At 53.6% G+C, this 16,725-nt stretch carries 12 protein-coding genes and 2 rRNA genes; 3 read left to right on the forward strand and 11 right to left on the reverse strand.

From position 1 onward, the window contains the following. Positions 1-5 precede the first annotated feature (5 nt). Together BV494_RS20600 and rrf are read left to right on the forward strand one after the other, a co-directional pair. Positions 6-2,915: ribosomal RNA gene (locus tag BV494_RS20600) — 23S ribosomal RNA — on the forward strand. Positions 2,916-3,038: 123 nt separating this feature from the next. Then, positions 3,039-3,154: ribosomal RNA gene (rrf, locus tag BV494_RS20605) — 5S ribosomal RNA — on the forward strand. A gap of 235 nt (positions 3,155-3,389) precedes the next feature. Here rrf and BV494_RS20610 read toward each other — a convergent pair. From BV494_RS20610 to trxC, 5 genes are all read right to left on the reverse strand, one after another. Continuing rightward, the gene (locus BV494_RS20610; RefSeq protein ID WP_104924506.1) at positions 3,390-3,737 is read right to left on the reverse strand and encodes a YfiM family lipoprotein; all 348 of its coding nucleotides are present in this window, start codon (positions 3,735-3,737) and stop codon (positions 3,390-3,392) included. A gap of 61 nt (positions 3,738-3,798) precedes the next feature. Continuing rightward, positions 3,799-5,154, reverse strand: coding sequence for a CDP-diacylglycerol--serine O-phosphatidyltransferase (gene pssA / locus BV494_RS20615; RefSeq protein ID WP_192938043.1), 1,356 nt, complete (start codon positions 5,152-5,154; stop codon positions 3,799-3,801). 84 nt (positions 5,155-5,238) lie between these two features. Beyond that, the gene (locus BV494_RS20620; protein WP_104924508.1) at positions 5,239-7,959 is read right to left on the reverse strand and encodes a bifunctional acetate--CoA ligase family protein/GNAT family N-acetyltransferase; all 2,721 of its coding nucleotides are present in this window, start codon (positions 7,957-7,959) and stop codon (positions 5,239-5,241) included. A 31-nt stretch (positions 7,960-7,990) separates the two neighbouring features. After that, positions 7,991-8,695 carry a tRNA-uridine aminocarboxypropyltransferase gene (locus BV494_RS20625; protein ID WP_104924509.1) on the reverse strand — a complete coding sequence of 235 codons (705 nt, stop codon included), beginning with the start codon at positions 8,693-8,695 and terminating at the stop codon, positions 7,991-7,993. Positions 8,696-8,824: 129 nt separating this feature from the next. Further along, positions 8,825-9,244, reverse strand: coding sequence for a thioredoxin TrxC (gene trxC / locus BV494_RS20630; RefSeq protein ID WP_104924510.1), 420 nt, complete (start codon positions 9,242-9,244; stop codon positions 8,825-8,827). 243 nt (positions 9,245-9,487) lie between these two features. On the opposite strand from trxC, the gene BV494_RS20635 reads away from it, so the two are divergent. Continuing rightward, the gene (locus BV494_RS20635) at positions 9,488-10,591 is read left to right on the forward strand and encodes a tRNA/rRNA methyltransferase (protein WP_104924511.1); all 1,104 of its coding nucleotides are present in this window, start codon (positions 9,488-9,490) and stop codon (positions 10,589-10,591) included. A gap of 91 nt (positions 10,592-10,682) precedes the next feature. On the opposite strand, the gene emrB is transcribed toward BV494_RS20635, so the two are convergent. From emrB to BV494_RS20665, 6 genes are all read right to left on the reverse strand, one after another. Beyond that, positions 10,683-12,218 (reverse strand): multidrug efflux MFS transporter permease subunit EmrB, encoded by a 1,536-nt coding sequence (gene emrB, locus BV494_RS20640; RefSeq protein WP_104924512.1) that lies wholly within the window; start codon positions 12,216-12,218, stop codon positions 10,683-10,685. A gap of 17 nt (positions 12,219-12,235) precedes the next feature. Beyond that, on the reverse strand, positions 12,236-13,411 hold the full coding sequence (emrA, locus tag BV494_RS20645) for a multidrug efflux MFS transporter periplasmic adaptor subunit EmrA (RefSeq protein WP_104924513.1): 1,176 nt from the start codon (positions 13,409-13,411) through the stop codon (positions 12,236-12,238). 25 nt (positions 13,412-13,436) lie between these two features. After that, on the reverse strand, positions 13,437-14,891 hold the full coding sequence (locus tag BV494_RS20650) for an efflux transporter outer membrane subunit (protein ID WP_104924514.1): 1,455 nt from the start codon (positions 14,889-14,891) through the stop codon (positions 13,437-13,439). Positions 14,892-14,914: 23 nt separating this feature from the next. Next, positions 14,915-15,436, reverse strand: a complete 522-nt coding sequence (mprA, locus tag BV494_RS20655) for a transcriptional repressor MprA (protein ID WP_104924515.1) — start codon at positions 15,434-15,436, stop codon at positions 14,915-14,917. 175 nt (positions 15,437-15,611) lie between these two features. Further along, complete coding sequence (gene ygaH, locus BV494_RS20660) at positions 15,612-15,953, reverse strand: L-valine transporter subunit YgaH (protein ID WP_104924516.1); 342 nt, start codon at positions 15,951-15,953, stop codon at positions 15,612-15,614. After that, complete coding sequence (locus tag BV494_RS20665; RefSeq protein ID WP_104924517.1) at positions 15,943-16,704, reverse strand: AzlC family ABC transporter permease; 762 nt, start codon at positions 16,702-16,704, stop codon at positions 15,943-15,945. The genes ygaH and BV494_RS20665 overlap by 11 nt, the downstream gene beginning before the upstream one ends. Positions 16,705-16,725 lie beyond the last annotated feature (21 nt).

Genomic DNA, 16,725 nt, shown 5'->3' on the forward strand with positions numbered 1-16,725 from the left:
TGTGAGGTTAAGCGACTAAGCGTACACGGTGGATGCCTAGGCAGTCAGAGGCGATGAAGGGCGTGCTAATCTGCGAAAAGCGTCGGTAAGGTGATATGAACCGTAATAACCGACGATACCCGAATGGGGAAACCCAGTGTGTTTCGACACATTATCATTACATGAATACATAGTGTAATGAGGCGAACCGGGGGAACTGAAACATCTAAGTACCCCGAGGAAAAGAAATCAACCGAGATTCCCCCAGTAGCGGCGAGCGAACGGGGAAGAGCCCAGAACCTGAATCAGGGTATGTGTTAGTGGAAGCGTCTGGAAAGTCGCACAGTATAGGGTGATAGTCCCGTACACAAAAATGCATACGTTGTGAGTTCGATGAGTAGGGCGGGACACGTGACATCCTGTCTGAATATGGGGGGACCATCCTCCAAGGCTAAATACTCCTGACTGACCGATAGTGAACCAGTACCGTGAGGGAAAGGCGAAAAGAACCCCGGCGAGGGGAGTGAAATAGAACCTGAAACCGTGTACGTACAAGCAGTGGGAGCCTACTTTGTTGGGTGACTGCGTACCTTTTGTATAATGGGTCAGCGACTTATATTTTGTAGCAAGGTTAACCGTATAGGGGAGCCGTAGGGAAACCGAGTCTTAACTGGGCGTCAAGTTGCAAGGTATAGACCCGAAACCCGGTGATCTAGCCATGGGCAGGTTGAAGGTTGGGTAACACTAACTGGAGGACCGAACCGACTAATGTTGAAAAATTAGCGGATGACTTGTGGCTGGGGGTGAAAGGCCAATCAAACCGGGAGATAGCTGGTTCTCCCCGAAAGCTATTTAGGTAGCGCCTCGTGAACTCATCTTCGGGGGTAGAGCACTGTTTCGACTAGGGGGCCATCCCGGCTTACCAACTCGATGCAAACTACGAATACCGAAGAATGTTATCACGGGAGACACACGGCGGGTGCTAACGTCCGTCGTGAAGAGGGAAACAACCCAGACCGCCAGCTAAGGTCCCAAAGTCATGGTTAAGTGGGAAACGATGTGGGAAGGCATAGACAGCCAGGATGTTGGCTTAGAAGCAGCCATCATTTAAAGAAAGCGTAATAGCTCACTGGTCGAGTCGGCCTGCGCGGAAGATGTAACGGGGCTAAACCATGCACCGAAGCTGCGGCAGCGACGCTTATGCGTTGTTGGGTAGGGGAGCGTTCTGTAAGCCGTCGAAGGTGGTCTGTGAGGGCTGCTGGAGGTATCAGAAGTGCGAATGCTGACATAAGTAACGATAATGCGGGTGAAAAACCCGCACGCCGGAAGACCAAGGGTTCCTGTCCAACGTTAATCGGGGCAGGGTGAGTCGACCCCTAAGGCGAGGCTGAAAAGCGTAGTCGATGGGAAGCTGGTTAATATTCCAGCACTTGGTGTTACTGCGAAGGGGGGACGGAGAAGGCTAGGCTAGCCGGGCGACGGTTGTCCCGGTTCAAGCGTGTAGGGGGGAAGAGTTGGTAAATCCGCTTTTCTGTATAACCCTGAGGCGTGATAACGAGCCACTACGGTGGTGAAGTAGTTGATGCCATGCTTCCAGGAAAAGCCTCTAAGCTCCAGGTAACACGAAATCGTACCCCAAACCGACACAGGTGGTCAGGTAGAGAATACTCAGGCGCTTGAGAGAACTCGGGTGAAGGAACTAGGCAAAATGGTGCCGTAACTTCGGGAGAAGGCACGCTGGCGCGTAGGTGAAGGGACTTGCTCCCGGAGCTGAATCCAGTCGAAGATACCAGCTGGCTGCAACTGTTTAATAAAAACACAGCACTGTGCAAACACGAAAGTGGACGTATACGGTGTGACGCCTGCCCGGTGCCGGAAGGTTAATTGATGGGGTTAGCAGCAATGCGAAGCTCTTGATCGAAGCCCCGGTAAACGGCGGCCGTAACTATAACGGTCCTAAGGTAGCGAAATTCCTTGTCGGGTAAGTTCCGACCTGCACGAATGGCGTAATGATGGCCAGGCTGTCTCCACCCGAGACTCAGTGAAATTGAACTCGCTGTGAAGATGCAGTGTACCCGCGGCAAGACGGAAAGACCCCGTGAACCTTTACTATAGCTTGACACTGAACATTGAGCCTTGATGTGTAGGATAGGTGGGAGGCTTTGAAGCGAGGACGCCAGTTCTTGTGGAGCCAACCTTGAAATACCACCCTTTAATGTTTGATGTTCTAACTCGGCCCCGTAATCCGGGGTGAGGACAGTGTCTGGTGGGTAGTTTGACTGGGGCGGTCTCCTCCTAAAGAGTAACGGAGGAGCACGAAGGTTAGCTAATCACGGTCGGACATCGTGAGGTTAGTGCAATGGCATAAGCTAGCTTGACTGCGAGAGTGACGGCTCGAGCAGGTACGAAAGTAGGTCATAGTGATCCGGTGGTTCTGAATGGAAGGGCCATCGCTCAACGGATAAAAGGTACTCCGGGGATAACAGGCTGATACCGCCCAAGAGTTCATATCGACGGCGGTGTTTGGCACCTCGATGTCGGCTCATCACATCCTGGGGCTGAAGTAGGTCCCAAGGGTACGGCTGTTCGCCGTTTAAAGTGGTACGCGAGCTGGGTTTAGAACGTCGTGAGACAGTTCGGTCCCTATCTGCCGTGGGCGTTGGAAGATTGAGAGGGGCTGCTCCTAGTACGAGAGGACCGGAGTGGACGCATCACTGGTGTTCGGGTTGTCATGCCAATGGCATTGCCCGGTAGCTAAATGCGGAAAAGATAAGCGCTGAAAGCATCTAAGCGCGAAACTTGCCTCGAGATGAGTCTTCCCTGTGGCTTTAAGCCACCTGAAGGGACGTTTAAGACTAAGACGTTGATAGGCTGGGTGTGTAAGTGCAGCGATGCATTGAGCTAACCAGTACTAATGACCCGAGAGGCTTAACCTTACAACACCAAAGGTGTTTTGTATTGACTCTGTGAAAGACGTAGATTTTTCAGCTGATTGTTCCGAGATTGGTTCGTAGTGCAAGCCTGATATGGGGTGAGCGGTATGAATGAAACAGAATTTGCCTGGCGGCATTAGCGCGGTGGTCCCACCTGACCCCATGCCGAACTCAGAAGTGAAACGCCGTAGCGCCGATGGTAGTGTGGGGTCTCCCCATGCGAGAGTAGGGAACTGCCAGGCATCAAATAAGTGGAAAGCCCTGTACTGACGTACAGGGCTTTTTGCTATGGGGAATTTGGGTAGCGTTGAGGTTATTTTATCTACGTTCCCCTCCTGCATTTCTTCCTTCATATTGCTCATTACCCTCTTACTCTCCGGTTATATAATCAGATCGTCTAATTTCCTTGCCTGCGGTAGTTCGCTTTTTATTGCTCGGTGTCTTAATCGCTTAGTATTCAGGGAATTTAGGAGCGGACTAATAATGTGTCAGATGATAAGCACTGTATCCAACGGCTGCTCCTGCAATATCCCAGCTAAAATCCTTCCAGCTCCACCCACTTCCTCCGGCGCGGCTATCATAAAGCTCTTTTGTCGCCCCAAGACCTACTGAAAATAATAAGCCGAATGAGCGGCTGCGCGCTTCATTCCAGCCCTGGTGGTCTGCGTAAGCCGTGCCTGCCGCTGCTAATACTGCAGAGCCAATAAAATGTTCGGCTTTGTCCTTACCGGTCCATTGATCATTCGCGAAGTGGGTACAGCCGCTGCACAGAAATATGAAGCTGATGACGGAAAGTCTTGCTGCAGAGGGAAATAGTGGCGTCATAAAATGGAATTCCAGATATAAAAAAGCCCGATCAGGATGATCAGGCTTTCAGTATAGCCAATTACAGAATTCGGCTGATTAATCTGTCGATTCGAATCCGCCGCAGACGGCGAATAAGCTTACGTACTTTAACCGGATAATTCGGAATACTTTCCAGTTCCATATAATGAGAGACAATTTGCGTATGCTGGCGGATCTCTTCCAGCTCTTTTTGACGCTCAACCGCCATCTCTTTATGCGGATCGTGGATCAGAATGGCATTCTCCAGATCCAAACGCCAGGCGCGTGGATTCAGGTTATTACCGGTGATCAGCTGCCAGCGATCATCGACCCACATGCCTTTCAGGTGGTAACTATTATCCCCATCTTTCCACAGGCGCACAATTAACTGCCCGCTGTCGACAAAGCGTTGTAAACGACTCAGGAAACGACGCAGATTGATTTCATATAAATAGGGCAACGCACCGATAATTTTAAAGGGCTGATCTTGCGGGATATAAAAATCGTTAGCGGTTTTGTCACCCACAATAATTTCAACCTGTTTACCACGACGCAGCAGATGAATAATATTGCGCGCTAACATCGCAGGCATATTGAAATAAGGGGTACACAGCGTCAGTTTATGATCGGTACTGGCCATCAAATGGTGAATCGTACGATTCAGTTCATTCTGCTTGCCCAGGCCGACAATTGGCGTCACTGCCAGTTCATCATTACCGGCGCTGTCTTTGAAATGATAACCACTGGTACGTAAAGTCTGACGAAACTGACGCGTTTCATTCTTAATCTCAATACTTTTCGGACGATCTTCACGATCGAGACGCTGAACCGCTGCGGCAGTGAGGATCGATTTCTTCATAAAGTCGATCATCGTGTTTGCCAGCGCTTCGTTGGTCAGCATCTGATAACGGTCATAACGATATTTTTCGTGACGATGCAGATAAACATCATTGAGGCTCGCCCCGCTGTAGATAACCTGATCGTCAATAACAAAGCCTTTAAGATGCAGAACACCCAATGCTTCGCGCGTGTTCACGGGGACGCCATAGACCGGAACAGAAAGCCCCGGGTGCTCCTTGGCCATACGACAATACCAGTCAGCATTGGTATTTGCGGCTGCAGCGCCGATACGGCCACGCTGAGCGCGGTGCCAGTCAACCAGCACGCAGATCTCCAGTTCAGGTCGTTGCTGCTTCGCGGCATACAGCGCCGAAAGAACGTCACGTCCGCCATCATCGTTCTCTAAATAGAGGGCGACCAGATAAATCCGCTGAGTGGCGCTTGCAATGGCTTCTAGCAGCGCCTTACGGAAATCAGCAGGGCAGTAGAGCGTTTTTACAGCATCAACCGTTTGGGGGAGTTTTGGCAGTTGAGCAAGGTGTTGTTGATGTTTATTACGTTTAAATTTTGACAACATCACAGTGCGCTTCTTCTCTCTTAAGGTAATGACTTTAGCGGTACAGACAAACATTTGCGGCCGCACAATCGGTCGATAATACCATTAGTCCTGCCGCATGTGCGCATCTTTTGCCTGTTCATCGCTCAGGCTCACGGTTTTCTGCTGTGAATTTCCGTGCTTTTCCAATTCCAGAGACAGATTAACGATGCCGTCCTGAAACTGAATATCGACGTCGAATCCCAGTTTTTTTGCCAGCGTAATCATGCCGCGATTGTTGGGCATCGTGATACCTGTCAGCCGTTGCAGACCGTGCTCTGCGGCGTAATCAATCATCTTATCCAGCAGACGCCGCCCGAGCCCCAGACCTTTCAGGTCAGAACGCACCAGTACGGAAAATTCTGCATCGATATTATCGGGGTCTGAAACGGTTCTCGTGACCCCAATAATTTCGCTTTCTTCATTTTCTGTACGAACGGCGACAAATGCCATCTCACGGTCGTAATCAATCTGCGTCATGTTCGCTAAATCTTCATGAGTAAACTCGTTAATTTCACTGAAATAGCGGTAGTACAGGTCTTCTTTAGTGACCTTCAGAATGAAGGCTTTCAGCAGCGGCTCATCTTCCGGAAGAATCGGACGGAAAAGCGCAGGCAGGCCATTCTTCAGTATAACGCGCTCTTCCAGTTCGCGAGGATAAGGCCGGATCGCCAGACGTGAAGGCGCATCCTTGTCGCGCGTGGAAAGCTCCATCGACACATCCAGCAGACTTAGCTCACTGCCGGAAACCAGCAGCGGATGAATATCCAGCCGTTCGATTTCGGGGCAATCAATAATCAGGTTAGACACATTCACCAGAAGCTGGCTCAGGGCGGGAATATCGAGGGGATGCAGCGCATTGCGACCGCGGATTTTACCGCTCTTAAGCGCCTGCACGACCTGATAGCGCGCCAGCGTCATGTTGAGAGGCGGAAGCGCAATGGCTGCCTGCCTTTCAGGACGCCAGTCAGTTCCGCCTTCAGCCAGCATAATCAGCGGGCCGAAAACCGGATCCTGCTCCACGACTACCCGAAGTTCCTGAGAACCGGGGCGGTTAGCCATCGTCTGCACCAGCAGGCCAAGGATCCTCGCGTGCGGAAATGCCTGTCTGGCGCGGTCGAAAATGGCATTGGCCGCCTGTTCTACTTCACTTGGCGTACGCAGATACAACATAACGCCCTGAACTTCAGAGTTATGCGGAATGTCCGGCGAACGTAATTTCAGGGCGACGGGATAACCAATTTGGCTGGCAATATTCACGGCTTCAGCGCTGTCACTGGCGATCCACGTCGGCAGCACATTCATTCCATACGCCTGCAAAATCGCGCGGACTTCATGGGTATCAAGCTGCGTGGTGCCTTCCGCCAGTGTTTGTGCGATCAGCCGGTGAGCCTGATCGGTATTCTGTTCAAGATCTGCCGGCAGTGCCGGGGTTTCTTTCAGCTGTTTCTGATTACGGCGATATTCCACCATATGCATAAACGCCGTCACTGCGCCTTCCGGAGTCCGGTAAGTCGGGATCCCGGCGCTGCTGAACAGCTTGCGGGCTTCCTGCGAGGAGAATTCGCCGCACCAGTTTGTCAGCAGCGTAATGTACTTTCCTCGCGGATGTTTACGCACAGCTTCTATCAGCTGGCTGCCGGTGACCGTGCCATGCGCTGCGGCACTCGGGGCGTGTATCACCAATATGGCGTCGTAATCCGTGCTGTCGAGCAGTGCTGTCATCACTGACTGATACAACTGCGGCGTGGCGTCGTCATGCAAATCCAGAGGATTAGAGGCGGTAATCGTATGCGGCAAAATATCACTCAGCGATTTGCAGGTTTCATCCCCCAGTTTTGCCAGTTTGCCGTTACGCAGCAGCAATTGGTCTAACGCCATTGCCGCCGGAGCAGCGCCGTTGCTGATAATGAGTAAGCGCTCACCGCGCAATGGACGCATATGGCTCAGCGTTTCGACGGCAGAAAACAGCTCATGCGTATCTTGCACGCGCAGCAAACCCGCACGCTGGATGGCGGCGTCATAAGCGGCATCCAGGCTGAGCGGGCTGTTCAGTAACTGCTGAGCCTGTCCGCTGCGGCCGCTTTTAATGACCAGAATAGGTTTGTTGCGTGATGCGCTGCGCGAAGCCGAAAGAAATCGCCGGGCATCGCTGATGTGTTCGAGATAAAGCAGAATCGCGCTGGTTTTGGTATCGCGGGCAAGGAAATCGAGCAGGTCATCGACGTCGATATCCAGACTGTCGCCGAGTGATACGAAATAGGAAAATCCGACGGCGCGTTGCTGCGCCCAGTCGAGAATGGTATTCGCCACGGCGGCTGATTGTGAGATAAACGCAAGTTTGCCCGGCAGGATCGGCACCGGAGAAAAACTGGCATTAAGCTTTTGCCAGGGAGCGAGAATGCCGAGACTGTTCGGCCCCAACAGCCGCATTGAAAAACGCTGAGCACAGGCTTTCAGTTCAGCAAACTGCTTAGTTTGAGAAGAAAGCACGATGACGGTTCTGCAACCCCGCTCGCCGAGCTGTTCCAGCAACGCCATATTACGGTCAGCGTGCGTGCAGAGAATGGCCAGATCGGGTGACATCGGCAAACTGGCAACATCTCGCCAGGCCAGAACGCCACAGACTGCGCGGTAAGCCGGCGTGACCGGCAAAACAGGGCCGTTGAATCCGCTGTCGAGCAGATTGCGCATCATCAGATATCCGGCGCGCCCCGGTTTATTGCTTGCCCCAACGACCGCAATCGACTCAGGTCGTAATAGTGCTTCTAATCCGCGCTGGCTCATCATCTCTCCGATTCATCATGTTCCCATGATTCTAGAGGCTTTCTTCGTTCTTTGCTGTGAGCTGATGCACCGGATGATGGGGTTTTCCTGCCAGATATTGCGTGCGGAAATGCGTAAAGTGCCGCGTTAAACCCGCAGACGCTTGCGTGTCACCGGCTTTTTCGAGCAATGCGGCGGCTACTTCTACCGTGCAATGCAGTTCCGGACGCGAGGCTTCACGCAGGATATAACCGGAGCTGGCGCTGACATCCAGAGAGAATACCGGCAGATTATCGAGATACGGACTTTTGCGGAACATCTTACGCGCTTCGTTCCAGGTGCCGTCCAGCATGATAAACAGCGGAGGTTTACTGCCCGCAGGCACTTCGGTAAAGACCTGACGCGGCGGTGTCGCGAAAGACGCCGGAAAAACCACGTACGGCTGGCGTGACGGGTCAGAAATGGCGTCCAGCAATGCCGGATCCGTTTCTGTGCGTGACCACAGAAATGCCTGCGTATCCGGCAAAACGTCTGCGATCAGGCGGCCGGTATTGCTCGGCTTCATCGGCTCGGTGTCAAACATCACCAGACAGAAACGGCTATTCGCCTGATGGATTTCACGCGTGGCGCAGATGCAGTGACGTTGAGGTAGCAGGCATGACTGGCAACGAATGGCGCGGGATCCCCTGGCCAGAAAAGGACGGGTCGAGCGGGCTAAACGCTGCTCACGCAGGCGAAGGACGGCGTTGTCTGACATAAGCATTCCGGTGTTCGAAAAGCGGCTATTTTAATCCCCCGTCGTTCGCTGGCAAGCGGCATCTGCTGTACATACAAAAAGGCCCGCACAGAGGCGGGCCATCGGCAGGGCTTTATAACGCCTTATGCGTTACAATGATTCATTAAGCCAGTTGTTGAAGGGCGCTTTAGGCATTGCGCCGCTCAACATATCGACCATTTTGCCTTCATTAAACACCATAATGGTCGGAATACTGCGAATACGGAACCGCGCGCTCAGTTCGGGTTCTGCTTCGGTATTAACCTTAATGAAACGGATTTTACCGGCACGTTCCTGCGCAACATCTTCAAAAATAGGCGCGAAGTTCACGCACGGGCCACACCACGGTGCCCAGAAATCGATGACAACCGGCAAGTCGTCCTGCAGATATTTGTCCAGCGTGGCGGCGGTAGCGTGAACCACATCGCCTTCAAAAAGTGCATGACCGCAGCGGCCGCATTTTGCGCCGTCGTCGATACGATCCTCAGGCAGGCGGTTGGTGGCCTGACATGATGAACAAATCGTATTCATAAAATAGCCTCTACATTGCATAACGTGAGAAGGGTATCAACCAGAACCCCGGCTTTACGCATAAAGCGGTAAACAAAACGGCTGATATGTTACTTGTATGTTGTAAGTATGGGGGCGCTGCGTCACCTAAACAACGCGGTTTATTCAATGAATACGATAGTTTTTAGCTTTTGGTCGAAAGCCTGTGGCGTAGCTCACAGACATCAGGTAATCTTCGCGCCCTGCGCGTAGGTGGAGAGAAAAATGAACGATTCATTCAGTGGCAAAAACGGCAAAGTCAAAGTGATGTACGTCCGTAGTGACGACGACGGCGATAACCGCAACAACGATAAACGTCCTTCCAACAATAAAGGACGTCCGGGCGATAAACCTCGCCAGAGTTCCCGTCCTGACGATGCCCGCCGCAATGAGCGTCGCAGCAGCGATTCCCGTGGCGATTCACGCAGCCCGGCACCTCGTCGTGGTGACGATCGTCCACGTCGTCCGGCACGCGATGACGACGGTCCGTACTCTTCACCGTGGAAAACTGTTTCCCGTGCACCGGCAGATGAATCCGTACCGGATCACGGTGGTATCAGCGGTAAAAGTTTCATCGACCCTGAACAGCTGCGTCGTCAGCGTCAGGAAGAGACCCGCGTTTACGGTGAGAATGCCTGTCAGGCGCTGTTTGCCAGCCGTCCTGACGCGATTGTTCGCGCATGGTTTGTGCAATCGGTCACTCCGCGTTTCCGCGAAGCCCTGCGCTGGATGGCGGCAAACCGCAAAGCGTACCACGTGGTTGAAGACGAAGAGCTGGTGAAAGCTTCCGGCACGGAACACCACGGCGGCGTGTGTTTCCTGATTAAAAAACGTCAGGGTCTGGATGCAGAAACTTATCTGCAATCGGCTCCGGCGAAAGACTGCGTGCTGGCGCTGGAAAACGTCGGTAACCCGCACAACCTCGGCGGTATCATGCGTTCATGTGCGCATTTTGGTATCAACGGGATGATGGTTCAGGATCCGGCTCAGCTGGAATCTGGTGCCGCAGTACGTACCGCTGAAGGCGGCGCGGAACACGTTAAAGCCATCAGTGCGGATAACTTCCTTGATGTGCTGGCGACTTTCCGAGAAGCGGGTTACACCATCGTGACCACGTCCAGCCATAAAGGGACGGCGCTTGGTAAAGCTGAGTTGCCCGCCAAAATGGTGCTGGTGCTGGGCGAAGAAAGCGACGGTCTGTCCGACAGCGCATGGCAGCAGGGTGACCTGAGCGTGTCTATCGGCGGTACAGGCAAAGTAGAAAGCCTGAACGTTTCCGTTGCGACCGGTATCTTGCTGGCTGAATGGTGGCGTCAGAATCAGGCGTAAATCCTGATTTTCACCCATAAAAAACGGACGCCCCTGAGCGTCCGTTTTGCTTTCTGATGTTGAGTGATTCGTGTTAACTGACGACACGAAATCAGTGCGCACCACCGCCGCCACCGCCACTGCTGAATGGCGGACGGGCGAACCAGATTAAGATCAGCAAGAACAGGAAGGCTCCACCGGATAACCAGAAAATCTCGTTAGCAGAGATGATCAGTCCCTGATTAGTGATTTCCCGCGCAATCCAGCCGGAAGCCTGCTGATGGCTCATGCCCAGACCCTCCAGTTGCTGATAAGTCTGCGTCGCTGCCGGGTTAAACGGTGTGATGTTTTCCGTCAGTTGCGCGTGATGCAGCGATTCCCGGTTTGACCACATCGTCGTAGTGATTGACGTCCCTATCGACCCCGCCAGCGTACGGATAAAGTTCGACAAACTGGACGCTGCAGCCATTCGTTCCGGTGGTAATCCCGACAGAATAATCGTGGTCAGCGGCATGAAGAAACAGCCCACCGCGAAGCCCTGAATAAACTGCGGCCACGCAGAAGCACCAAAGTCCATCCCCGGTTCAAAGGTATACGCACGCCAGAAGAAGCAGTAGGCGTACATAATAAAGCTGAACGTCACCAGTTTTCGCATATCCAGACGGTGTGCGAAGCGGCCGATAATCGGCGACATCAATACCGGCAGAATACCCACCGGCGCGGACGCCAGCCCCGCCCAGGTTGCGGTGTAGCCGTATACCTCCTGCAATAGCTGCGGCAGCAACACAATTGCGCCGAAGTAGAGCATGTAGGCCAGGCTGATACACAGTACGCCGATGGTGAAGTTTCGCGATTTAAATAGCGACAGATCGACTATCGGGTGGTCATCGGTCAGCTCCCAGACGACAAGGAAGCACAGCGCGACCACCGCCACGACCGCCAGCACGATAATTTCCGTCGAGTTAAACCAGTCCAGCTCCTTGCCCCGGTCGAGCATCACCTGCAACGCGCCAATGCCCAGCACCAGCAACACCAGTCCGACACTGTCGATCGGGCGGATCTGCGTCGCGGTTTCCCGGCCTTTCAGGGTTCGCAGCGTTAACGCGACAACCACGATAGCGATCGGCACGTTGATGAAGAAGATCCATCCCCAGTGGAAGTTATCACTGATATACCCGCCGAGGATCGGCCCGCAAATCGGGGCGACGATCACCGTCATCGACCAGAGTGCGAGCGCGGTACTTCGCTTGGCCGGCGGATAGTTATTGAGTAGCAAACTTTGTGATAGCGGGATCAGTGGACCTGCCACCACGCCTTGCAGCACACGGAAGAAGATCAGCATTTCCAGACTGTTGGACATCCCGCACAGCCACGATGCAAGCGCAAAAAGTACCGTGGACCACAGGAACAGTTTGACCTCACCGATGCGTTTTGCCAGCCAGCCGGTGATCGGGATCGAGATAGCGTTCGCCACCCCGAACGACGTAATCACCCAGGTGCCCTGTGAGTTCGAGGCACCCAGATTCCCGGCGATGGTCGGGATCGCCACGTTGGCGATCGTCGAGTCCAGCACCTGCATAAAGGTGGCCAAAGACAAAGCCACCGTCATCCAGGCCAGCGGGGCGCCTACCAGCGGTTTATTTGCCACAGAGGCCTCCGGAGGTTTTAGCCCGCATTTGCGTGAATAACATCAGCAATGATGGCATTAGCCGGGGCCAGATCCAGTGTCAGAGCCGAAGTCTGATACAGCGGTTCGGTGCGTACTTTATCTGCCAGCACCAGACCATCACGGTTCTGGGTATCCACGGTAACCAGCGTGGACAAACCGATACGCAGCGGATGTTCCGCAACTTCCTGATCGTTAAGCTCAATACGTACCGGCAGGCGCTGAACCACTTTGATCCAGTTGCCGGTCGCATTCTGTGCCGGTAACAGCGAGAACGCACCGCCGGTGCCCATATCCATACCCACGACTTTGCCGTGATATTTCACGTCATCGCCGTACATATCGCTGACGACGGTCGCGACCTGACCAATACGCATATTCGCCAGCTGTGTTTCTTTAAAGTTGGCATCCACCCAGATGTGATGAGCAGGCACAACGGCCATCAGGGACGTCGTCGGGCTGATTTGCTGTCCAATCTGCACGGCGCGGCGGGAAACAAAACCGTCAATCGGGCTGCGGATTTTGGTACGCTGCAGGGCGAGCCATGCGTCACGAACCTGCGCGGCGGCCTGCAAAACTTGCGGCTGCTGATCAACCGGCGTGTTCAGCACCATTGCCTGGTTCGCGTTGTACTGCTGCACGGCAACATCATATTGCGCTTTCGCGGTATCCACGGCGTCACGGGCGTGTTGCAGTTCTTCACGGCCAATGGCGTCAACGTTACCCAGCACAATACGGCGTTTCAGGTCAGACTGCGCCTGTTGCAACTGCGTCGCACGCAGCGCGATATTCGCCTGATACTGTTTGCCGTTGATGATCAACTGATGCGTCTGGCGCACGCTGTTAGCGAGTGCCGTTTTAGAACGTTCAAACGCCTGTTCCGCATCGGTCGGATCGATAGTCACCAGTACATCGCCTTTTTTGACAAAGTCGGTGCTGTCGAAATTGACGTCAGTCACGCTGCCTGACACCTGCGCCATAATCTGAACCTGATTACCGGCAACATACGCATCATCGGTAGACTCGAAATGGCGTAAAACCAGCAGCCAGTAAAACAGGTAGGCGATGGCGATAATGATGAAAATCCCGGTTAACAAGAGCATCGCGACTTTGCGCGTTTTCTTCTTATTCTTCGGAGCTTGCGGCGTTGCCTGAGTTTCGGCATTTGCGCTCATGGTCTTCTCCACACTGAGTCTTTTATTATGATTTTTGGTTCGCAGCCGGGGCCTGATAGCCACCCCCGAGCGCACGAATGAGACTGATTTTTGCCTGCATCAGCTGACTGCTGGCATTGAGTTGCGCCTGCTGTTGTTGCAGGAGCGCTGACTGGCTGGTTAACAGCGCATCCCGTCCGATGACGCCAGCGTTGTATCGTGCATCCGAAACGCGATACACCTCTTCCAGCGATTTAGCGGCAGAAGAAGCCTGCTGCAATTGTTCAACGCTGCTTTTCGAGAGGGTAATGGCATCCGCAGTTTGCTGGATGGCGCTCAGGATGGTCTGGTTATACGACTCAACGGACTGGTCATATAACGCGGACTCTTCGCCCAGTTTGGAACGCAGTGCGCCAGCATGGAAAATCGGCAGCGAAATTGCTGGTGTGATATTCCAGGCCTTGCTGGCTGCTTCCAGAAGATTCGGGCTGGTGCCGCCGTAGTTGGTGGTCGTCAGACCGCCAAAGGCGCTGATGGAAAGGCTTGGGTAGAACTCTTTTTTGGCTGCACTGACGCGCTGGGAATAGGATTCCACCAGATCACGTTGCGCAGTAATGTCCGGACGCTTGCCCAGCAAATCGAGTGTCAGCTCGCCTTTCGGTGCCAGCGCGTCTGCCGGCGGCAATGCGACGGCGTGCAGCCCGTTCATGGCATCCGGCCCCTGGCCTGCCAGCGCGGAAAGCTGATGTCTCAGCTGTTCGGTCTGGGCTTTCAGGTTGATGATTTGCTGTTTAGCACTGTCGGCCTGCGCCTGGGTTTGTTGCGGAATTTCAATGCCATAGACACCGGCCTGATACTGCGCTTTACGCAAATCCGCCAGACGCTGATTGTTATCCACTTCGTGTTGCAGAACATCCTGTAAGGCCAGATTAGCCTGCAACTGATAATAGGCTGACGCGACCGAACTGGTCAGCGTCAGCGCGGCTTCTGCCTGCTCGGCGCGGGCGGAATCCACCTGTGCTTTCGCGGCATTCACCTGATTGCGGTATTTACCCCACCAGTCAAACTCATAGCTCAGATTTAACCCGAGGCTGTTGCTGCTGTCGTAGATTGGCGCTTCCGGATAGCTTGTCAGGAACGGCGGGATCGTGTTTTTCGCTACACGTTCACGACGCGTCGAACCATTCAAATCCAGATACGGGCCATTGGCCGCATCGGCTTCGCCCATCACGCTCTGTGCTTCACGCACGCGAGCCGCCGCCTGACGTAATGACGGCGAGTTTTGCAACGTCGTGGTCATCAGGTTATCAAGCTGCGGGTCATTAAGACTACGCCACCACTGTGGGCCGATGGTCAGAGAACTGACTTTTGCCTGCTGCAGATGAAGCTGTTGGGTATCCAGCAGCGACGACTGAGGAGCAATATTATTACTGGAGGCGCAGCCAGCCAAAATCAAAACGGCAAACAGCGGCGTAAGCCTCCAGCGAGCTTGGAGTGACATGTGTGGTTTACCTGAACAGAAATTTAGAATTGTTGTAGTGCTGTCGCATCCATCTGATCAAGGCGAGTTAACAGTTTGCGCGTCAGGGTTTCTAACTGCTTCTGCTCATCTGCGTCCAGTGTTGACCAGAGAAAATGCAGGCTCTTATGTTGAGGCGGCAGTAACTTCTGGATAAAAGCTTCGCCATCTGCCGTCAGGTGCAAATGCAGACACCGGCGGTCATTGTCGCTCTCACGACGTTCAATCCATCCGCGCTTTTCCAACTCATCCGCAATGCGGGTGGCATTGGTGCGTGACGAACCCAACGCTGAGCTTAGCTCCGAAGGCTGAATACTGTGGCTTTCCTGTGCATCAAGTGTGAGCAGGGCCATAAAGAGCGTTTCGTTGATGCCTTGGGCTTTCAGCATCTTATTGCGGTTTTCCAGCAATTTACTTTGCATGTGCATACACAGGCGGGTCAGCAGAATTTCCTGATAAGGGAAATCTTTTTGCTTTTTGGCCCGGAAATTTAACATGTTTTCAATTGGCGCGAACGAGCTGTCCATATGAGAAGCCTCATTAGTTACGGATGACATAGTAACGACGGTAATTAATAATATCAATGTCATGAATCACCAATTCTTTAGCAATTAGTGTGTTTCATAACTCCGGTGAATTATTCGATGTTTAAAGTATTCGGCAAAGTTTGCCCGGTTGTTGCCTCACGGTAAAAAACGCACCTCAACCCGCCAGCAGCATGACCTTGAACACCAGGCCGTAAACCACGGCACCGGTCAGTGTTGCAATGATAATGCTTTTGGTACGCCAGAAAATCAGTGCAAGCAGCACAAAACCGGCCAGTGAAGGCAGCAGTTTTTGTGGGTCACGCAGAATTTCCGGGGTGCTTGAAACGACCAGTAACGCACAAATCGAGGCGATACCGATGCTGTCGAGCACGCGGGACAGCGGGCCGCTTTTCAGCGTCCCCGACTTTTGCCGTGCGCCCAGGCGCAATGGCAAATATCGAAAGAGGTAATTGACGGCGCCGACCAGCAGGCAAACCAGAATGACATTAGTGCTCATCCGGGGTGACCTCCGTCGCGCTTGTTAAGGCTGCGGGTTGCAGCAGGGCGGCCAGACATCCGGCACCAAGGCCGCATCCGATAGCGGCAGGAATTGACCAGAACAACAGCCCGCCCAGCGCACCGGCCAGCGAGGCGATAAACACCATGCTCTGCTGGCGCTTAAACGCGGCGAGCAGAAAACTCAGGAAAAGGGCGGGCAACATGAATCCGAGTGCGGCTTCAACGGCGGGATAGTTTTCCAGCGGGCCCTGACCGAAAAGTGCGCCGACGGCCGTGCCGAAAACCCATGAGAGCCAGGAAGAAAGCGCGATGCCGCACATCCAGTTCTCGCTCCAGCTGCGTTTATCGCGGACAAGCTTCGCGGTGGCGGCGGCGAAGACTTCATCGGTCAGGCCAAACGCCCAGAGCGCGGTTTTTTTGCCACTGAGTTTTCCCACAATACGGTTACGCAACGAAGGGCCGTACAGAACATGCCGGACATCCATGGCCATCACGGTGAGAGCGGAAACCCAGAGCGACATCCCGGCGCTGAGCAGCGCGGTGATCACAAACTGGCTGGCACCAGCATAAATAAGAATGGAGAACAGCAGACTTTCCGCGGGCGTGAACCCGAGTTTGACGGCGCTGAGGCCGAACGCAAAAGCGATCGGAAGATAACCCATAACGATAGGAAGACTATCGGTAATACCTTGCGCGAATGTGGAAACGCGGACGGGGTCAGGTGCTTCGGGATCAGGATTGTTGTGCATGGGTGTTTAAAACATTGTGAA

This window comes from Rahnella sikkimica (assembly GCF_002951615.1).
GTDB lineage: Bacteria > Pseudomonadota > Gammaproteobacteria > Enterobacterales > Enterobacteriaceae > Rahnella > Rahnella sikkimica.